This window comes from Thiobacillus denitrificans, from assembly GCF_001530125.1.
Taxonomy (GTDB): Bacteria; Pseudomonadota; Gammaproteobacteria; order Burkholderiales; family Thiobacillaceae; genus Thiobacillus; species Thiobacillus denitrificans_C.
On record NZ_LDUG01000002.1, the window covers coordinates 40,557 to 60,786 of the forward strand.

Genomic DNA, 20,230 nt, shown 5'->3' on the forward strand with positions numbered 1-20,230 from the left:
AAAGCTACTGACATGCAACTGATTCAACGTTCGCTCTTTACCCTTTTCGCCCTCTTCCTGCTCGCAGCGTGCGAGCGCGCGCCGACGCTGCCCAAGCTCAATTCGCACGACGTCATCGTCGCCTTTGGCGACAGCCTCACCCACGGCATCGGCGCCAGCGCCGACACGGCCTACCCCGCCGTGCTGGCGACGCTGACCAGCCGCACCGTGATCAACGCCGGCGTGCCCGGCGACACCACGGCATCGGCCCTGCTGCGCCTGCCCGAAGTGCTGGCCGAGCACCAGCCGCGCCTCGTGCTGCTGTGCCTGGGCGGCAACGACATGCTGAGACAGCACCCCGCTGCCGCCACCGAAAACAACCTGCGCCTGCTGGTGCGAACCATCCGCGCCAGCGGCGCCAGCGTCGTGCTGATCGGCGTGCCCGAACCGAAATTGTTCGGCGGCGCGCCGGATTTCTACGCCCGGGTTGCAGAGGACATGCAACTACCGCTGGAGCAGGACATCTTCAACAATGTGCTGAAGGACAACCGCCTCAAGTCCGACTCTATCCACGCCAACGCCGCCGGGTATCGCGTGGTCGCCGAGCGGCTGGCCGAATTCCTCAAGAAGACCGGCGCACTGTGAAAACCCTGCTTGCGCTGGCCCGCCTGATCGACGCGCTGACCGAACGGGTCGGCCGCATCGTCATCTGGCTGGTGCTGGTCGCCACCCTGATTTCGGCGGGCAATGCGCTGGTGCGCTACTCGCTGGGCGCAAGCTCGAACGCCTGGCTGGAAATCCAGTGGTATCTGTTCGGCGCGATGTTCCTCTTGGCCGCGGGCTACACGCTGAAGCACAACGGCCACGTGCGCATCGACATTTTCTACAACCGTCTCGGCCCGCGCGGGCAGGCGTGGATCGACCTCATCGGCGGCCTGCTGTTCCTGCTGCCGATGGCGGTGCTGCTGGCCTGGCTGGCGTGGCCGATGTTCTTCGAAGCCTGGCAGACCCAGGAATATTCGCCCGACGCCGGCGGCCTGCTGCGCTGGCCGGTCAAGCTGCTGCTGCCGCTTGGCTTCGGCCTGCTGGCGCTACAGGGCGTGGCCGAAGTCATCAAGCGGCTTGGCGTGTTGTCCGGGCACCTGGTGCTGCCGCGCGAAGCGCCGGAAGAGGAAGTCTGATGGACGCCGCGTCATTGGAATTCCTGGCGCCACTGATGTTTCTCGGCCTGGTGGTCTTCCTGCTGCTGGGCTATCCGGTGGCGTTCGCGCTCGCCGCCAACGGCCTCCTGTTCGCCGGCATCGGCATCACGGCGGGGTTGTTCGACATCTCGCTGCTACAAGCCCTGCCCGAGCGCGTCTACGGCATCGTCGCCAACCCGACGCTGCTGGCGATTCCCTTCTTCGCCTTCATGGGGCTGATTCTCGAACGCTCCGGCATGGCCGAGGACCTGCTCGACACCATCGGCCAGCTGTTCGGCTCGCTACGAGGCGGGTTGGCCTACGCGGTGATCCTGGTCGGCGGCCTGCTCGCCGCCACCACCGGCGTGGTCGCCGCCACCGTCATCGCCATGGGGCTGATCTCGCTGCCTGTGATGCTGCGCTACGGCTACGACAAGCGGCTCGCCTCCGGCGTCATCGCCGCCTCCGGCACGCTGGCGCAGATCATTCCGCCGTCGCTGGTTCTGATCGTGCTGGCCGACCAGCTCGGCGCCTCGGTCGGCGACATGTACAAGGGCGCGCTCATCCCCGGTCTGGCGCTGGTCGGGCTGTATCTGCTCTATGTGTTTGGCGTGACGCTGTTCAGGCCGCACGCCGCCCCCGCGATGCCGGCTTCCGCACGCACCCTGCACGGTTCGGCGCTGCTGTTGCGCGTGCTGACCACGCTGGTGCCGCCCTTGGTGCTGATTTTCCTGGTGCTCGGCACCATCTTCATCGGCGTCGCCACCCCGACCGAGGGCGGCGCGATGGGCGCGGCCGGCGCGCTGCTGCTGGCGGTGGCGCGCGGGCGATTGAGCCGCCTGCAGCTGACGCAGGCGATGGACAGCACCACCCGCCTCACCGCTTTCGTCATCTTCATCCTGATCGGCTCGACCATCTTCACCCTGGTGTTCCGCGGGCTCGATGGCGACGTCTGGGTGGAGCACCTGTTCAACCAGCTGCCCGGCGGCGTGCTCGGCTTTCTCATCGTGGTCAACTTGATGGTGTTCGCGCTGGCGTTCTTCCTCGACTTCTTCGAGATCGCCTTCATCGTGGTGCCGCTGGTGGGCCCCATCGCCACCAAGCTCGGCATCGACCCGATCTGGTTCGGCGTGATGCTCGCGGTCAACATGCAGACCGCCTTCATGCACCCGCCGTTCGGCTTCGCCCTGTTCTACCTGAAGAGCGTCGCGCCGAAGTCGATCCGCACCGCCGACATCTACCGGGGCGCCATTCCCTTCCTCGTCATCCAGCTGTTCATGGTCGCCGTGGTGCTGGCTTTCCCGCAGGTGGTGCTGCGCGACGCACCGCCGGATGCCAGCAGCGTCACCGAAATCCCCATCGACATCGACGTCGATCCCGACGCCTACTACCTGCCGGCCGAGTGGCGCTGATCCCGGGTTCGCCCGGGGCGGAAAACGTGAGAAAATGAACGGCTTCGCACATCGCCTGTCATATGCGCGCCCATTGCACCCTTCACACTCCAGGGACTGAATCCATGAGCGAACTCATCATTGAAGAACTCGTCGCCGGCAGCGGCGCCACCGCCACCGCCGGGCAAACCGTTACCGTGCATTACACCGGCTGGCTCACCGACGGCACCAAATTCGACTCCAGCGTCGACCGCAGCGACCCGTTCGAATTCCGCCTCGGCGCGGGCCAGGTCATCGCCGGCTGGGACCAGGGCGTGGCCGGCATGCAGATCGGCGGCAAGCGCAAGCTCACCATCCCGCCGGAACTGGGCTACGGCGCACGCGGTGCCGGCGGCGTGATTCCGCCGAACGCGACGCTGGTGTTCGAAGTGGAACTGCTGGGTCTTCGCTGAGTCTATCCTTCAGTTTCCAAGCAGGAGGGAACGGGACTGGCCGCGCTGGCTGCCCCGTTCCCTTCTGTGCTTTTATAGACGGGTAAAATCCCCCCATGACACACGCCCTGTTTTCCCACCGCAAGCACTGGGCGGCACGCCTCGGCACCGCCTCCTTCCTGCCGATGACGCGCGCCGAAATGACCGCGCTCGGCTGGGACGCGTGCGACGTCATCCTGGTGACAGGCGACGCCTACATCGACCATCCCAGCTTCGGCGTGGCGCTGGTCGGGCGGCTGCTGGAAGCGCAGGGCTACCGCGTCGGCATCATCAGCCAGCCCGACTGGCATTCGGCCGACGCCTTCCGCGCGCTCGGCCAGCCGACGTTGTATTTCGGCGTCACCGCGGGCAACATGGATTCGATGGTCAACCGCTACACATCCGAGCGCAAGACCCGCTCCGACGACGCCTACACGCCCAACGCCGAACCCAACAAGCGGCCCGACCGCGCGGTGACCGTCTACGCCCAGCGCTGCCGCGAGGCCTTCCCCGGCACCCCGGTGATCATCGGCTCGATCGAGGCGTCCTTACGCCGCATCGCGCATTACGACTACTGGTCGGACAATGTGCGCCGCTCGGTGCTGCCGGACTCCAAGGCCGACCTCTTGATCTTCGGCAACGCCGAACGCGCGCTGCTGGACGTCACCCACCGCCTCGCCAAGGGCGAAAAGATCGGCGACATCCGTGACCTGCGTGGCACCGGCTTCATGGTGGCGCGCGACTGGAAGCCGGAAGACAACTGGCTGGAAGTCGCCTCGACCGAACTCGACATCCCCGGCGCCATCGATGCCCACGTCGACCCCTACGCGATGACGCCTGACGCGCCAGCGTCCCAGGCATCCGGCGGCGCCAGCGCGCAGTTGCCCGAGGGCACGGCGCCGATCAAGATCGTGTCCAAGGCCGAACGGCTGGCCGCCCGTCAGGACGTGCGCGCGCGCACCGTGATCCGGCTGCCCGATTACGACCAGGTGAAGAACAACCCGTCGCTGTACGCCCACGCCTCGCGCGTGTTCCACCTCGAATCCAACCCCGGCAATGCGCGCGCCTTGCGGCAGGCGCACGGCGAGCGCGACGTCTGGCTGAATCCGCCGCCGCTCCCGCTTTCCACGCCGGAGATGGACGCGGTGTACGACCTGCCCTACGCGCGCGCGCCGCATCCGAGCTACGGCGACGCCAAGATTCCGGCGTGGGAGATGATCCGCTTTTCGGTCAACATCATGCGCGGCTGCTTCGGCGGCTGCACCTTCTGCTCGATCACCGAGCATGAAGGCCGCATCATCCAGAGCCGCTCCGAGGACTCGGTGATCCGCGAGATCGAGGCGATCCGCGACAAGACGCCCGGCTTCACCGGCGTGATTTCCGACCTCGGCGGGCCGACCGCCAACATGTACCGCATGGCGTGCAAGTCGGAGACCATCGAGAAGGCCTGCCGCCGCTTGAGCTGCGTGTTCCCCGACATCTGCGACAACCTCGGCACCGACCACACGCCGCTGATCCACATGTACCGCCGCGCGCGCGCGCTGCCCGGCGTCAAGAAAATCCTCATCAGCTCGGGGCTGCGCTACGACCTCGCGGTGCGTTCGCCCGAATACGTCAAGGAACTGGTGCAGCATCACGTCGGCGGCTATCTGAAGATCGCGCCGGAGCACACTGAAGCCGGGCCGCTGTCGAAAATGATGAAGCCCGGCATGGGCGCCTACGAGCGCTTCAAGGACATGTTCGAGGCCGCGTCCAAGGCAGTCGGCAAGAAGCAGTACCTGATCCCCTATTTCATCGCGGCCCACCCCGGCACCACCGACGAGGACATGCTGAACCTGGCCATCTGGCTGAAGAAGAACGACTTCCGCCTCGACCAGGTGCAGACCTTCCTGCCGACGCCGATGGCGCTGGCGACGACCATGTACCACACCGAAAAGAACCCGCTGAAGAAGGTCCTCGGCGGCAAGGCCGAGGCGGTGTCCGTCGTCAAACAGGGCCGCACGCGGCGCCTGCACAAGGCCTTCCTGCGCTATCACGACGCGGAAAACTGGCCGCTGCTGCGCGAAGCCCTGAAGGAAATGGGCCGCGACGACCTCATCGGCAACAGCAAGAAGCACCTCATCCCGCTGTTCCAACCCGCCGGCACCGGCAGGCTGCCGGAAGGCACGCGCACCCCGCGCGCCGAAGGCGGCCGCGCCAAGCCCGGCTCGGCCAAACCGAATGCAGCCAGATCAGGCGCGGGCAAACCCGCACCCACTCAAGCGGGCTCTGCCAAACCCGGCGCCACAAAATCTGGTGCCAAGCCCACCGAAGGCAAGCCCGCCCCCGCCAGCCGCGGCCGCCCGCCGCAGGTGCCCAAGCATCCTCTCAGCCAGCGCGGCGGCGGCAAGTCCCGGTAGGAGGGGCGCCCTCGCCCCGAGTTTCGCACCGTTGCAATCACCAACCATTCGGGGCGAGGGCGCCCTTCCTACATCCCTGTTTCTGACATGACCACGCCCAGCGACATCCTCCGCGCCAAGCTCAACCTCGAAACCGCCCAGCTCCCCTGGCCCGAACTCGAACGCCACTTCGCGCGCGGCAACGTCATCAAGGTCGCCGTGGGCGTGGACCTGATCGACGCAGCCCTGCACATTGCCGAGAACGATGCGGCGACTGTGGAAGCCTGGCTGGCCGACGGCCGCATCGCGCGCGCAGAGCTCGCCGACGCCGAGGACTGGCATGCGCGCCAGCCGATGTTCTGGGCGGTGGTGGTGGCGCCCTGGGTGCTGGTGCAGGAAGTGCTGAAGCAACTGGATTCGTAGTCCACAAAAAAGCCCGCAGACTCGGGCTTTTTGCTGGCCGTGGGTATTACCACGCAAATGGAACAAACCGCAAAAAGCTGCTGAGGCCACGTCTTTATTGACGGCCCGGGGTGGATTTGCCGCCCTGTTTCGAAGAAGTGAAGCAGATCCACACCGGTCTCGCTGGCGCTGATTTTATTGGCCGATAGCGAGCCAGTAATACACGCTTTTCCGCTTCATGTGCGCCAGCGCACATACATCATTCCGCGTGCACGGGACACTGTGCACTATGCTTAAAATCGCATGAACACCGCAATCCGCTGATGTCCGGCCTGGGCTTCCTGTCCGCGGCATTGCCACTGGCAGCCGCAACGCAGGCGCGCAGGCAATTGAACCGCACGCTATGGATGGAGTGCCAATATGGAACCGCATTCAGATCAACCTGAACTGGCGCAAGAACACCCGCCCCATCACGACCATCAAAATCATCACGCCCACATGGCCGCGGATTTTCGCAAACGCTTCTGGATCGCGCTGGTTCTGACCCTGCCGACTCTGGTGCTTTCTCCCATGCTCCAGGAATTGGTGGGCTTGCGTGAGGCCATCCGTTTTTCCGGCGACCTGTATGTTCTTTTCGGCTTGTCTTCTGCCGTTTTCTGGTACGGCGGCTGGCCGTTTCTAGAAGGACTGTACGGGGAGCTTAAATCCAGACAGCCTGGAATGATGACACTGGTCGCGGTCGCCATCACCACCGCGTATGCATACAGCAGCGCCGTGGTGTTCGGCTTGACCGGGAAAGTCTTCTTTTGGGAGCTCGCCACCCTGGTCGACGTGATGCTGCTGGGGCACTGGATCGAGATGAAATCGGTGATGGGCGCATCCAAAGCCCTGGAGGCATTGGCGAAACTCATGCCCTCCGACGCCCACAAGCGCATGCCCGACGGCAGCGTGAAGGACGTGCCGCTGAGCGAGCTGGCGGTGGATGACAGGGTCCTGATCAAGCCGGGGGAAAAAATCCCTGCGGATGGCGTCATCGTCGAGGGCGAGAGTGCAGTCAACGAAGCCATGCTCACCGGTGAATCGACGCCGGTCAACAAAAAAACGGATGACAAGGTCATCGGCGGCGCCATCAACGGCGAAGGGTCGCTGACCATCGCGGTCAAGGGCACCGGCAAGGATTCGTTTCTGTCCCAGGTCATCGATCTGGTCAAACAGGCCCAAGAAAGCAAATCGAAGACCCAGGACCTGGCCAACACCGCGGCGAAGTGGCTCACCGTTATTGCCTTGGGCGGCGGCGCGATCACCCTCTTTATCTGGCTAGGGCTCATGGGGAAAGAACTGTCCTTTGCCATCGAGCGCGCCGTGACCGTCATGGTCATCGCCTGTCCGCATGCCCTGGGGCTGGCCGTGCCGCTGGTGGTGGCCGTTTCCACGGCGCTGGCCGCAGGCAATGGGCTGCTGATCCGCAATCGCTCCGCTTTTGAACAGGCCCGAAACGTCCAGGCAATCATCTTCGACAAGACCGGCACCCTCACCGAGGGCCGCTTTGGCGTGACCGATACCCTGCTGTTCTCACAGGATATCGACGAAGACACGCTGCATCGCTATGCGGCCTCGGTTGAAGCCAATTCCGAGCACCCCATCGCCCGCGCCATTGCCGACGCTGCCGACAATAAATTCCCCATTGAAAATTTCAGGGGCATTGCAGGCAAAGGGGCCGAGGCCAGGGTCGAGGGCAAGGACGTCAAGGTGGTGAGCCCGGGCTACCTACGCGAACAGAACATCGCCATGACCGACGCGCGCGTCGAGGAACTCAAGGCGCAAGGCAAAACCGTCGTATTCGTGCTGATCGACGGGCAACTGCAAGGCGCGATCGCCCTGGCCGATATCATCCGCCCCGAGTCGAAGCAGGCGATTGCCGCGCTCAAGGCAATGGGCATCCAGTGCATGATGCTCACCGGGGACAACAAGCAGGTCGCCGAATGGGTTTCGAACCAGATCGGGCTGGACGAATACTTCGCCGAAGTCCTGCCGCAGGACAAGGCCGCCAAGGTCAAGGAAGTCCAGTCCCGCGGCATCCTGGTGGCCATGACCGGCGATGGGGTGAACGATGCCCCCGCGCTGGCGCAGGCTGATCTGGGCATCGCCATCGGGGCGGGTTCGGATGTGGCGGTCGAAACCGCAGACGTCATCCTGGTGCGCAGCAACCCCCTGGATGTCGTGGCGCTCCTCAAGCTGTCCAAGGCCACCTATGGCAAGATGATCCAGAACCTCGTCTGGGCGACCGGCTATAACGCGTTCGCCATCCCGCTGGCAGGCGGCGCAATGTACGCCTGGGGCGTGCTGCTCTCCCCCGCATTGGGCGCGGCGCTGATGGCCGCCAGCACCGTGATTGTCGCGATCAACGCTCGCTTGCTCACCCTGTCCCGGGGTTCCGATGCCACTGCGGCGATGCCGAAAGGCAAGAAAGCCGGCGATTCACAACAACAGATCGCCAAGCGAGCCTATGAATTGTATGAGCAGCATGGGCACCAGGATGGCCATACGAAACAGGACTGGCTGCAGGCGGAGCAGGAGATGAAAAAAAACGGGCCTCAAACATGATCGGCCCCTATGCGCCGGGGCACATCCGTTGAAATATTTTCTGCTTCGTGTACGTCAGTGCACAGCACATTTTGCAGGGGCGGCAAACAATTGCCGCATCCTGCCGAAACGACAGGCGGCAATCAATTTACCAGGAGGGAATGACCATGATGAACGGTGACTGGATGAGTGGCTGGGGAACGGGTTACATGGGCGGGTGGGGCGGCTTGGGGATGATACTGATCGTGGCTTTGATCGTCATCGGTGTTGTTGCGATCATGCGCAAATAGTGACGACGTTGGTTTCATCGTAGTGATTCGGACTTGATCTGATAGTCAATCGCGGAACCCGAACTTCTGTACCCGACCCAGTTTCGGTCAGTTGGCGAGATCGCGATGAACGTCTTGTCTTCGGCCAAAGTTGCCTGTCACGGTTTGCTGCTCCAACGCCTGCTATGCAGCGGGAGCGGACGCTCGACCAAGCAGTGGCTCGACAAGCTAAAACGGCCATTCGAGGTCAAGATTGTCAGGACTACAATCTCGGCCAAGTATCACTCTTTGAAAAGTAGTGTTTAAAGCAATCAGCATTCTCCTTCTGCGCAAAAAAGGCGGTTTAAATCAATTGCCTTGCCATCGATGGCATGGGTGTTTATAGTTGTGAGTAAATTTACTCAGTTAATTAAAAATGACCTTTGAGCGACACCATATCCACACACTCCGACAGCGTCTCGACGAATCGCCGACCTTCATGGTTGTCATCGCGGGACCGCGCCAAATAGGTAAGAGCACCTTGGTTCGCCAAGTGCTCGCCGGGCGACCAGCAAGCTTTGTTGCGGTAGATCAGCCTCTACCCGAACTTGTTGACCCTTTCACCGGTTCGCGGGTGGGCGTTGGACTTTCAGCGCAGATTATTCCTGGCGCGCAGCCAACCACCGAGTGGTTGGTGAATCAATGGATACAAGCCCGTACCAAGGCAAGGGCGCTACCCGAAGGTCAGCAATACGTATTAGCCATTGATGAAATCCAGAAAATCCCGCGCTGGTCGGAAGTCGTCAAAGGTTTGTGGGACGCCGATCGCGCTGAAACTCTCGCGATGCATGTCATCCTGCTTGGCTCATCGCCCTGGCTGATGCAGAAAGGGCTGACGGAAAGCCTTGCGGGGCGCTACGAGGCGATTCGCATGACGCACTGGTCATACTCTGAAATGCAGGCAGCGTTCGACTTTTCGCTCGACGAGTACTTCTATTTCGGTGGTTATCCCGGGAGCGCAGGTTTGATTCGCGATGAGCGCCGCTGGCGCGAATACGTGCGTGGTGCGCTGATCCACCCGAATATCGAAAAAGACATCCTTCAGATGACACGGGTGGACAAGCCCGCCCTGCTCAAGACCTTGTTCGAGCTGGGTTGCGCCTATTCCGGCCAGATCATTTCCTACACCAAGTTGCAAGGCCAGCTTCAGGACGCAGGCAATACGGTCACTCTAGCGCATTACCTCGACCTGCTCTCGCAAGCAGGGTTGCTTACCGGGCTGTCGAAATATGCCATACAGAAGCACCGCCAACGCGCTTCCAGCCCCAAACTCAATGCACTCAATACCGCGTTGATCTCGGCGCAGGGCGGTTACAGTTTCACGGATGCACGCAACGACCGGACTTACTGGGGCAGACTGGTGGAAAGCGCTGTCGGCGCGCACCTCTGCAACACTGCATCCGACAGCTGTCTGGTGCAGTATTGGCGAGAGAGCCCGGATGAAGTTGATTTTGTCCTGAGTAATGGCCGCAAACTGGTCGCGCTCGAAGTCAAAAGTGGCACGGGTTTCGCGACCCCAAAAGGGTTGAAGGTCTTCACCGAGAAATTCAGCACAGCGCGCCCGCTCATCGTCGGCGAAGGCGGTATTCCTCTAGCCGAGTTCATGTCACGCCCTGCGGAAGACTGGTTGGAGTAATGACGATGACGCTAGTCCCCCACCGCGCTCGCAAGCTTGAGGATCAGAGCAAGGACGCAGTCGAAAATCCACCCGAAGACTTGCAGAAATTCCGCAATTTTCCTGCCTGGGTGCTGCTGGGCGAACCGGGGGCAGGAAAAAGCACAGCGTTCGAGTCTGAAGCCGAGGCGACGGGTGGTAGATGCCTTCGTATTGCTGAATTCATCCACGCCGACCCGGATGAAGCCTGGAACGGCAAGACCTTGTTTCTCGATGGACTGGACGAAATCCGTGCCAGCGCAGGGAATGACAGCGCGATTCAGTTAATCCGCAAGCAACTTAAACGCTTGGGCAATCCGCCGTTCCGCGTTGCCTGCCGTGCCGCCGACTGGTATGGCGCGTCAGACGCCGAAGACCTCAAGGCAGCGTCCGCCGACGGCCATCTCGCGGTGTTGCAGCTCGACCCGTTAAGCGACGATGACATCCTCACCCTGCTGCGCGACAACTACGGCACGAAAGATCCAGATGCCTTCGTCGAGAAAGCCACGCGGCTTGGCGTGGCCGACCTGCTCGACAACCCGCAAACGCTTGGCCTGCTAGCCGAGGCGGTTCGGGGCGACCAATGGCCAACCACACGTCATGACACCTACCGTCTCGCCTGTGAAAAACTTGCTGAAGAAGCAAACAAGCGGCACCGCGATCAGGCGCGCGCTCGACCCCGTTCAGTCGAAAGCCTCCTTGATGCTGCAGGCCAGCTATGCGCGGTGCTGCTCCTGTCCGACCAAACCGGGATTGCGCTTGACCCTGAGCGTTCCGGCTCCCGCTACATTTATTTGAATAGCTGTGCATCCCCCGATCTGGAGTCGGCGGCTTTGGCCGTGCGCACAAAACTGTTCCGACCGGAAGGCGAGGAAAGAGTCGTTCCCAGCCACCGCAGCGTGGCAGAGTACCTTGCCGCACGCTGGCTGGCGCGGCAGATTGACAGCGCGGGTCTGCCATTGGGGCGGGTGTTGAACCTGTTGCTGGGGCAGGACGGCCGCACTGTCGCCGGTTTGCGTGGCCTCTATGCTTGGCTCGCCCTGCACAGCCAGAGGGCTCGCCCTCGACTGATCGAGGCAGACCCGTTAACGGTGGTGATCTATGGCGATGTCAAGCCGATGACGGTTTCAGACAAACGTAGCCTGCTTTCAGGTTTGCGCCGCGAGGCCGAGCGTTACCACGGGTTCCGCTGGGGAGTCAGTACCACACATCCCTTCGCTGCATTGGCCGACCCCGAGCTGCGCGATGACTTCCTGTCCGCCCTGCAAGCCCCCGAACGTGACGAAGCTAGTCAAGCCTTTGTCGACTGCGTACTCGACATCCTCACCGAGGGGGGTACACCGGCGGAACTGGTGCCGCTACTGTTGGATATCGTCTGCGACCCAACCCGCTGGGCTGGTATCAGGAAAGAAGCGCTCCAGGCGTGGCTCAAACTTGCTGAGCCGTATGTTGCTTTGGCTTTGCTTGACGACATCACCGCTGGGCGGATAGCCGACGAAGACGATGAACTAACCGGCATGCTTCTTCGGGTTCTCTATCCGGCGAACATTGAACCGGAAGCGCTGCTTCGTTACTTCCATACGCCCAAGAGAAGCAACTTGCTCGGTAGCTATGTGTGGTTCTGGGAAGAAGAATTGCCGACAGCAGCGCCTGAAAATCATCTGCCAATTTTGCTTGATGAGCTCGCCAGACATCCGGAATACCTTCGCCCACACGACGTTCTCATGCGGAGTCTGAACCAGATGGCGGATGCGCTTCTGGCGCGCGGCATCGCTATCCATGGCGAAGAAATAAGCGAGGAACGTTTATTCTCTTGGCTAGGGATCGGCGCTGATAAATATGGCGGGCTCTCACGTGAAAAGGCTGCGCAACAATTCATTTCCGGCTGGATCGGCGCTCGCTCCAGGCATTACAAAGCCATGCTGGCACTATGTTTCAAGCAATGTGAAAGTCACGAGCACCCAGCCTACTGTGTACGTCAACAGGAAAATCGTTTGCACAACGCTTGCCCACCGGAGGACATCGGCCTATGGCATCTGATGGAGTTGGATAAAACGGCGGATGACGGACTCGCACGGGTACATCTCGCTGAGGCGGTTAATGCTCTGATGTACCAGCGTGGTGCTGCGGGCCTTTCACTGGAACGGCTTGAAGAATGGGTAGACGCGCACCCAGAGCGGAAGCACTGGCTCGAACCGTTGCTTGCCTGGGATATACCCGAGTGGAAGTTGGAAGAAGCAGCCGACAGAAAAACCCGTGAACAGGAAAGGAGTGAAACCAAACGGAATCGCACCATCGCCCTGCAAAATCAGTTATCACAAATCCAATCCGGTGCCGCCCGTGTTGACCTGATGCACCAACTCGCAGGGGTATGGATGGGTCTGTACATCGACACACGTGGAGAAACACCGACTGACCGATTTGATAGTTATTGCGATAACGGGAACGAGATGTTGTCGATCTCCGAAGCAGGGTTCCGCCATTGCCCGGAACGCGACGACCTGCCAACAGTAAAAGAAATTATCGGCCTCGCGCTCAAACAAAAAGAGCATTTCATTCGCCGCCCCTGCCTTGTCGGCATGGAATTGCGTTGGCGCGATGGTGAAGCGGAAATCGACAAGCTGCCCGAGGAAACCCTGCGCCGCATGTTTGCCTTCCAGCTGACCGATGGCACCGGTAATACGCCCGAGTGGTTTATCCATATAGTGCAGCAACGTCCGGCGCTGGCGGCTGAGGTGCTTGGCCTCTATGCCGGCACAACCCTTAAAGCGGGCAAGGACTTTGTCGATAGCATTTATCCGCTGGCGCACGATGCAGAGTACCGCGACGTTGCCATCCTCGCCGCACCTCGCTTGCTGGAGACCTTTCCGGTCAGGGCGCGAACTGGGCAATTGCATTACCTGGAAAACCTGCTCAAAGCCGCAATGCGCTACACCCCGGAACAACTTCCGGCACTAATCGAGAAGAAACTGTCCATGAAGGGAATGGATGTGGCGCAGAAGGTCTATTGGCTGGCCACAGCCATGCTGCTCGATCCCAAACAATACGAGGCCGCGCTCTGGCGCCATATCGGCAAGTCCGAGGTGCGCGCCAACCATTTGGCCGGCTTTCTGGGTGATCGCGATGGCGGGATGCGTGATGACTACACGCTATCCGTCAGTACGACCGGCAAATTGATTGAACGGCTTGTACCGCACGCGGTAATCGAGCGACCGACGGGTGGTGCTTACACGGTTAGCGATGCCATGCGGCGCGGCGATCACATTCGCGCTTTGATTAATCGCCTGGGTGTGTTGGCAACGCCCGAGGCGAAACAGGAAATCGACCGCCTGCTTGGGCTTCCCACACTGCACAAATTGAAACACATGCTGGAAGCCGCGCGTCATGAACTCAAGCAACGGCAGCGCGAAAGCGAGTTCCGTTTTCCGCTCCCGAGTGAAGTCGCACAGGTATTCGCCAACCTGGCACCGACCAGTGTCGCCGACCTCGCCGCGCTCACGCTTGATCATCTGGACGACATCGCAAGGGGAATCAGGCAGGACAATGACGATGGCTTCCGCGCGTTCTGGAACGTTTGGATAGAGGCGCGCCAACAAGAAATCGCCGCGCGCGAAGAAAATTATTGTCGCGACGCGCTACTTACTCGTCTGCGCCCGCGTCTGGAACCGCTGGGTATCGACAGCCAACCGGAGGGCGATTACGCAAACGACAAGCGAGCCGATCTTCGTTTGTCCTACCGGACTGAATTTGAGCTGCCCATCGAAATTAAGCGTGATAGCAATGAGTCATTGTGGAGCGCGCTACGCAAGCAGCTTATCGGTCAGTACGCCATCGCTCCACGTGCCAGCGGGTATGGCATTTATCTCGTGCTCTGGTTCGGTGGTGAGGGTATGCCGGGCGCAACTGACGGGGGAAAGAAACCGCAGACGCCCGAAGAACTGCGAACCCGCCTCGAAGCGCAACTCGGTCCGATGGAACGGCAACGCATCTTCGTTCGTGTACTGGATGTAAGTTGGCCGAAGTAAGAGCACCGTTCATGCCAAAGGAGCCAGCTTGATTTGAATGCCTGTTGTGGGTCGGCTGCTGCCGACCTCTTGCGTGTCCGCTTCCAGTCTGGAGTTGACGGTCGACCATATGTGTTCGGCCGGCCGATAAGGCCGATGAACGGCCCGTGGCGGCCACCACACTGACGGTCTGTTCTGTGGCCGATTTCAGCCATTTGTTGAAGCATTAGAACCGACTGCGCCGGACGCTTGCGGCCTGATCAAGCCTGAACCACCAGAATTCAATCGGCCGTTGCCACGGCCCATACCGAAAATTCGGCGAACCGCTTTTGTCCGACGCCCGTCGCGCCTTTTTCCAGGTACAGGGCCCAGGCCCAATCGGGCTCGAACAGGCTGGTGCTGGACGACCAGTAAATGTCCAGCACGTCGGCGAAGGGATGCCCGGCCGGCAAGGCCGGGCTGTGGACGGCACAATCCACCAGCGATTCCAGTTCGTTGATGGTGGGCAGCCGCCAGGCACTGCCCTCGCCTGCCTGATTAAGCTTGGCCACCGCTGCCAACGCCTCGCGCCAGACCACCGGTTGCGGGGTGAGATTCGCGCTGCGGTGCCAGAGCAGGCGGGTGAGCCGATCCAGTACGCCATCCTGAAGCATTTCGAAGCGGGGCTCAGGCCATGGCGCGCCGACACGCCATTCGCCGTCCTGGCCGGAACCGACACATGACATGACGTTGCCGGCAGCGTCGTAGCACAAGCTTTGGCCCGTTCGCGGGACCACGCCCAGGCCTTCGCCGCGCACCGGCCATAGCATGAAGGATTGATCCTTGCCGCCGTAAAACATGCGCGCGCCATCGAGCGCCACGTACCAGGCGTGTGCCGGGCTGATGGCCGCCGTGGTCGAAGTCCAGTACCAGCCGTTGAATACATCGATGAACGGGTGTCGCTCAGGCAGGGCAGGCAATCGGGTTTGCAGGCTGAGCAGGCTGCGCAATTCGCGGCGATTGGGCATGCGCCAGTCGCGCTGGCCGAAGCGCTGCTCGCGGTTCATGGCCGCGACGAAATCGAGCGCTTCCTGCCAGGTGAGGGGGAATTCAGCGAGCCCGGCACTGCGACACCAGATCAGGCCGGTCAGACCATCCATGACCTCGTCGTCGCGCACGTCGAAGCGCGGTTCCGGCCAGGGTATGCCGACGGCAAACGATGCGTCCTGGCCGGAACCCTCGCACGCAAGCTCGCGTCCATCGTCGGCATGGCAAGTGCGTTGGCCGGTATTCAGGTAATGCTCAGAAGTCATGATTACCCCAATGGCAGATCGAACTGTCCCGTCCGATGATGCATGGATTGTGCGCCACGCGTCGAAACATCGAAACCGGTTTGCGAATGCGGGCGCTGCACCTTAGGGCACATGGCTGCCGCATGGGCGATGCCGGTCTATAGTGAATTGGCAATGCGTTTTCTGCTTTACGTACGCCATCGCACGTACAACCTGCGGTGTGCAAGGGACACTCCACCCTGATTGAACGCGCACAACTTGGGCATTCCATGGAATCCGGGCGATGACGTTGACGGTTTTTGATAAGCGCGAGCCTGCCCGCCCGTACAAGCAATCTTCAAACGAAATGAAAACAAGTCCATTAGCGGGGAAGCCCGCCCCGCCGGCCATTCTGGTCAATGTGCCCAGACTCGTCACGGCCTACTACAGCAACATGCCCGACCCTTCGGTGCCCGGGCAACGCGTCGCGTTCGGCACCTCGGGGCATCGGGGTTCGGCGTTCGAAAACAGCTTCAACGAATGGCATGTGCTGGCCATCACTCAGGCCATTTGCGATTACCGCACGCAGCGGGGAATCGATGGGCCGCTGTTTGTGGGGATCGACACGCACGCGCTTTCGAAACCGGCGTATGCCAGTGCGCTCGAAGTGCTGGCGGCCAACGGGGTGGACGTCATGCTCGCGGACAAGGACGAATACACGCCGACCCCTGCGATTTCCCACGCAATACTGGTTTACAACCGCGGCCGCGTTGCCGGACTGGCGGACGGCGTTGTCATCACGCCTTCGCACAATCCGCCCGACAGCGGCGGCTTCAAGTACAACCCGCCCAATGGCGGACCGGCGGACAAGGACGTCACCGGATGGATCGAAGCCCGCGCCAATGCGCTTCTGGAAAGCGGCCTGAAGGGGGTGCGAAGAATGTCGCTCGAACAGGCCCGGCGCGCCGCGACCACGCACCGGCACGACTTTCTCAATACTTACGTTGCCGATCTCGGCAGCGTGCTCGACATGGAGGCGATTCGTGGCGCGGACATCCGCATGGGCGTGGATCCGCTGGGTGGCGCCGGCGTTCACTATTGGGGCCCGATTGCCGAGCGCTATGGCTTGAATCTCACGGTGGTGAACGCGGCCGTCGATCCGACCTTCCGCTTCATGACGCTCGATTGGGACGGCCAGATCCGCATGGACCCCTCTTCGTCCTACGCCATGCAGAGCCTGATCAGCCTCAAGGACCGCTTCGACATCGCCTTCGCCTGCGATACCGACCATGACCGGCATGGCATCGTCACCAAAAACGCGGGCTTGCTGCCGCCCAACCATTACCTTGCAGTCGCCATTGACTACCTGTTCCAGCATCGGCCGAAATGGCGCAAGAATGCGGCGATTGGCAAGACCATGGTCAGCAGCCAGATGATCGATCGCGTCGCAGCGAGGCTTGGCCGCACGCTCTACGAGGTGCCGGTCGGTTTCAAATGGTTTGTGGATGGCCTGCACGACGGCTCGCTGGGCTTCGGCGGGGAAGAAAGTGCGGGTGCCTCGTTTGTGCGGATGGATGGCAGCGTCTGGACAACGGACAAGGACGGCATGGTCCCGGCGTTGCTGTCGGCGGAGATCACCGCGCGCATGGGCCGCGACCCCGGCGAACGCTACCGCGAGCTTGCGCGCGCGTTCGGCGAACCGGTTTACGATCGTATCGAGGCGCCGGCGACCCTGGAGCAAAAACAAAGGCTGGCACAGCTTTCGCTTCGGCAGGTGCTGTCTGCCGAGCTGGCAGGCGAAAAAATCCAGAGCATCCTCACCCAGGCGCCCGGCAACGGCGCATCCCTCGGCGGCTTGAAGGTGGTGACGGAGAGCGGCTGGTTTGCGGCGCGGCCGTCCGGCACCGAAGACATCTACAAGATCTATGCCGAGAGCTTTCGGGATGCGGATCATCTGCGCCGCATTCAGGAGGAAGCCCAGGCTATCGTTACCGATGCTTTGACGGCATCCCCGCAGTCGCCAGAGCTGTCATCCAGCAGCAAATGAAGAAAACCCCATGAGTGAACAAGCCCCCGTTAGTCACCCCAAGCAGCGTTACGTATCAACGGACGTCGAGGGATTCGATGCGCTGGCCGAACTGGCCCTGGATATGCGTTCGTCGTGGAACCACGCCACCGACCAGGTGTGGCGACGGCTGGATCCGATTCTGTGGGAGCTGACCCAAAATCCCTGGGTCGTGCTGCAGACGGTGTCGCGGGAGACGCTCCAGCTTGCGTTGGCCGATCCCGCTTTCCGCAAAAGCGTTGATGATCTGGTGCACGCCAGGCGCGGTGCGGCGGAGGCGCCTGCGTGGTTCCAGCAAGCCCACCCGCAATCCCCGTTGCGCTGTGTCGCGTATTTCAGCATGGAATTCATGCTGAGCGAGGCCTTGCCCATCTACTCGGGTGGACTGGGCAACGTGGCCGGCGATCAGCTCAAGGCCGCCGGCGATCTGGGCGTTCCGGTCGTCGGCGTGGGGCTGCTCTATCAGCAAGGCTATTTTCGCCAGGTGATCGACAAGGATGGCGCGCAACAGGTTCTTTACCCCTACAACGACCCCGGACAGTTGCCGATCACACCGCTGCGCAAACCGAATGGCGAGTGGTTGCGTCTGGAGATCGCCCTGCCTGGCTACTCGGTCTGGCTGCGCGCCTGGCAGGTTCAGGTCGGTCGCGTGAAGCTGTTCCTGCTGGACAGCAATGACGTTGCGAATTACCCGGCGCATCGCGGCATTACCAGCGAACTGTACGGCGGCGGGCCGGAGTTGCGCCTCAAACAGGAGGTGGTGCTCGGCATCGGCGGATGGCGGCTGCTCGCGGCGCTCGGCATTCAGCCGGAAGTTTGCCACCTGAATGAGGGGCATGCCGCCTTCGCGGTGCTGGAACGCGCGCGCGACTTCATGCAGGAAACCGGGCTGAGCTTCGAGGCCGCGCTGGCCGTCACCCGTGCGGGCAACCTCTTCACCATACACACGGCGATAGCCGCGGGCTTCGATCGTTTTGCGCCTTCACTGATCGATACGTACCTCGGTGGATATGCCGAGCAGCATCTAGGCATGACGCGCCACGAGCTGCTGGCCCTGGGCCGCCAGAACCCGAACGATTCTTCGGAACCCTTCAACATGGCCTATCTGGCGATTCGCGGCAGCGGGGCTGTGAACGGCGTAAGCAGTTTGCATGGCAAGGTGAGCCGGCGCTTGTTTGAACCGCTCTTCCCCCGCTGGCCGACGGAAGAAGTCCCGGTCGGACACGTGACCAACGGCGTTCACATGCCGACCTGGGACTCGGCCCCGGCCGACGATCTCTGGACGGAGGCCTGCGGCAAGGACCGCTGGCTGGGAACGGTGGAGACGCTGGAGCAGGATATTCGCCGGGTCTCCGACGCCAGGCTGTGGCAATTTCGCACCGACGCCAGCCTGACGCTCGTTGCATTCGCCCGCGAACGCTTGTCCAGGCAACTGGCAGCGTCAGGTGCGTCGCCGGAGGTCGTTGACGATGCGAAGCAGGTGTGCGATTGCAACACGTTGACGCTGGGCTTTGCACGCCGTTTTGCAAGCTACAAACGACCGAACCTGCTGCTGCACGACCCGGAGCGGCTGCTGCGCCTGCTGACGAATCCGCAACGCCCGGTGCAACTCATCCTGGCCGGCAAGGCTCATCCCGCAGACCAGGCAGGCCAGGCGCTCATCCAGCAATGGATGCATTTCATCCAGCGGCCCGAGGTGCGCTCCCATGCGATCTTCCTCAGCGACTACGACATGCATCTGACCGAGCAGTTGGTGCAGAGCGTGGATGTCTGGCTCAACACGCCGCGACGTCCCTGGGAAGCGTGCGGAACCAGCGGCATGAAGGTACTGGTCAATGGCGGCATCAATCTGTCGGAACTGGACGGCTGGTGGGCGGAAGCCTACACGCCGGAAGTGGGCTGGGCGCTGGGCGATGGCCAGGAACATGATGACGATCCCGCGTGGGACGCCATTGAAGCCGAAGCCCTCTATGACCTGCTCGAACGCGAGGTGATCCCCGAGTTCTATACCCGTGACGAGCAGGGCATTCCCACTGCCTGGGTGGCGCGGATGCGGGAAAGCATGGCGCAGTTGACGCCGCGCTTTTCCAGCAACCGCGCGGTGCGCGAATACACCGGGCAATACTACCTTCCGGCCGCCGCAGCCTACCGCGAGCGGGCCGCCGACAATGGCGCACTCGGCGTGGCGCTGGTGGATTGGCGGCACGCGCTGGCGCAAAAATGGGCCGCGCTGCGTTTCGGTGAGGTCAAGCTTGAGACCGCGAGCGAGCAGCAGGTATTTGAAATACAGGTGTATCTCGATGACCTCGACCCGGAATCGGTACAGGTCGAACTCTATGCCAACGGCGTTGGCGGTGCCGCAGCGGAGCGCGTGGAGATGCAGCGCGTGCGGCAACTGGTAGGCGCAGCAAACGGCTTTGCCTACCGTGCAGAAGTGCCGGCAGCCCGCCCGGCAACCGACTATACAGCGCGGCTCATACCGCGCCACGATGGCGCGGCGGTTCCTCTGGAAGACGCGCACATCCTGTGGCAGCAGTGATCACGCGGAAAAAATGGCAAGGGAAT

At 61.9% G+C, this 20,230-nt stretch carries 13 protein-coding genes; 12 read left to right on the plus strand and 1 reads right to left on the minus strand.

The window, feature by feature from the left end:
• The first annotated feature begins 12 nt into the window (after positions 1–12).
• The 10 genes from ABW22_RS00290 (at position 13) to ABW22_RS00330 (ending at position 14,371) form a co-directional block, all read left to right on the plus strand.
• Positions 13–624 (plus strand): arylesterase, encoded by a 612-nt coding sequence (locus ABW22_RS00290; RefSeq protein WP_059750787.1) that lies wholly within the window; start codon positions 13–15, stop codon positions 622–624.
• Positions 621–1,160 carry a TRAP transporter small permease subunit gene (locus ABW22_RS00295; protein ID WP_059750789.1) on the plus strand — a complete coding sequence of 180 codons (540 nt, stop codon included), beginning with the start codon at positions 621–623 and terminating at the stop codon, positions 1,158–1,160. The genes ABW22_RS00290 and ABW22_RS00295 overlap by 4 nt, the downstream gene beginning before the upstream one ends.
• The gene (locus ABW22_RS00300) at positions 1,160–2,572 is read left to right on the plus strand and encodes a TRAP transporter large permease (protein ID WP_059750790.1); all 1,413 of its coding nucleotides are present in this window, start codon (positions 1,160–1,162) and stop codon (positions 2,570–2,572) included. Before ABW22_RS00295 ends, ABW22_RS00300 begins: the two co-directional genes overlap by 1 nt.
• A gap of 104 nt (positions 2,573–2,676) precedes the next feature.
• Entirely contained in the window at positions 2,677–3,003 is a 327-nt protein-coding gene (locus ABW22_RS00305) for an FKBP-type peptidyl-prolyl cis-trans isomerase (protein ID WP_059750792.1), read from the plus strand.
• 95 nt (positions 3,004–3,098) lie between these two features.
• Positions 3,099–5,420 (plus strand): YgiQ family radical SAM protein, encoded by a 2,322-nt coding sequence (locus ABW22_RS00310; RefSeq protein ID WP_059750793.1) that lies wholly within the window; start codon positions 3,099–3,101, stop codon positions 5,418–5,420.
• A gap of 87 nt (positions 5,421–5,507) precedes the next feature.
• A complete protein-coding gene (locus tag ABW22_RS00315; RefSeq protein ID WP_059750794.1) occupies positions 5,508–5,822 on the plus strand; it encodes a DUF2288 domain-containing protein in 315 nt (104 codons plus the stop codon).
• A gap of 399 nt (positions 5,823–6,221) precedes the next feature.
• Complete coding sequence (locus ABW22_RS00320; RefSeq protein ID WP_082708326.1) at positions 6,222–8,405, plus strand: copper-translocating P-type ATPase; 2,184 nt, start codon at positions 6,222–6,224, stop codon at positions 8,403–8,405.
• Between the two features lie 146 nt (positions 8,406–8,551).
• The gene (locus tag ABW22_RS18195; RefSeq protein ID WP_269083878.1) at positions 8,552–8,674 is read left to right on the plus strand and encodes a hypothetical protein; all 123 of its coding nucleotides are present in this window, start codon (positions 8,552–8,554) and stop codon (positions 8,672–8,674) included.
• A gap of 394 nt (positions 8,675–9,068) precedes the next feature.
• Positions 9,069–10,328, plus strand: coding sequence for an ATP-binding protein (locus ABW22_RS00325; protein ID WP_059750796.1), 1,260 nt, complete (start codon positions 9,069–9,071; stop codon positions 10,326–10,328).
• Positions 10,329–10,333: 5 nt separating this feature from the next.
• Positions 10,334–14,371 carry an NACHT domain-containing protein gene (locus ABW22_RS00330; protein ID WP_157648482.1) on the plus strand — a complete coding sequence of 1,346 codons (4,038 nt, stop codon included), beginning with the start codon at positions 10,334–10,336 and terminating at the stop codon, positions 14,369–14,371.
• 260 nt (positions 14,372–14,631) lie between these two features.
• Here the strand turns inward: ABW22_RS00330 and ABW22_RS00335 are convergent, their stop codons facing one another.
• Entirely contained in the window at positions 14,632–15,642 is a 1,011-nt protein-coding gene (locus ABW22_RS00335) for a DUF1566 domain-containing protein (protein ID WP_059750799.1), read from the minus strand.
• A 325-nt stretch (positions 15,643–15,967) separates the two neighbouring features.
• Between ABW22_RS00335 and pgm the strand changes: the two genes are divergently transcribed.
• Together pgm and glgP are read left to right on the plus strand one after the other, a co-directional pair.
• Positions 15,968–17,647, plus strand: coding sequence for a phosphoglucomutase (alpha-D-glucose-1,6-bisphosphate-dependent) (gene pgm, locus ABW22_RS00340; protein WP_059750800.1), 1,680 nt, complete (start codon positions 15,968–15,970; stop codon positions 17,645–17,647).
• A 10-nt stretch (positions 17,648–17,657) separates the two neighbouring features.
• Positions 17,658–20,204 (plus strand): alpha-glucan family phosphorylase, encoded by a 2,547-nt coding sequence (gene glgP / locus ABW22_RS00345; protein ID WP_059750802.1) that lies wholly within the window; start codon positions 17,658–17,660, stop codon positions 20,202–20,204.
• Positions 20,205–20,230 lie beyond the last annotated feature (26 nt).

Coding starts and splice junctions, on each gene's coding strand:
- ABW22_RS00330 (WP_157648482.1), top strand. CDS start 10,334: ATGACGCTAGTCCCCCACCGCGCTCGCAAGCTTGAGGATCAGAGCAAG.
- ABW22_RS00305 (WP_059750792.1), top strand. CDS start 2,677: ATGAGCGAACTCATCATTGAAGAACTCGTCGCCGGCAGCGGCGCCACC.
- glgP (WP_059750802.1), top strand. CDS start 17,658: ATGAGTGAACAAGCCCCCGTTAGTCACCCCAAGCAGCGTTACGTATCA.
- ABW22_RS00320 (WP_082708326.1), top strand. CDS start 6,222: ATGGAACCGCATTCAGATCAACCTGAACTGGCGCAAGAACACCCGCCC.
- ABW22_RS18195 (WP_269083878.1), top strand. CDS start 8,552: ATGATGAACGGTGACTGGATGAGTGGCTGGGGAACGGGTTACATGGGC.
- ABW22_RS00335 (WP_059750799.1), bottom strand. CDS start 15,642: ATGACTTCTGAGCATTACCTGAATACCGGCCAACGCACTTGCCATGCC.
- ABW22_RS00310 (WP_059750793.1), top strand. CDS start 3,099: ATGACACACGCCCTGTTTTCCCACCGCAAGCACTGGGCGGCACGCCTC.
- pgm (WP_059750800.1), top strand. CDS start 15,968: ATGAAAACAAGTCCATTAGCGGGGAAGCCCGCCCCGCCGGCCATTCTG.
- ABW22_RS00300 (WP_059750790.1), top strand. CDS start 1,160: ATGGACGCCGCGTCATTGGAATTCCTGGCGCCACTGATGTTTCTCGGC.
- ABW22_RS00290 (WP_059750787.1), top strand. CDS start 13: ATGCAACTGATTCAACGTTCGCTCTTTACCCTTTTCGCCCTCTTCCTG.
- ABW22_RS00315 (WP_059750794.1), top strand. CDS start 5,508: ATGACCACGCCCAGCGACATCCTCCGCGCCAAGCTCAACCTCGAAACC.
- ABW22_RS00325 (WP_059750796.1), top strand. CDS start 9,069: ATGACCTTTGAGCGACACCATATCCACACACTCCGACAGCGTCTCGAC.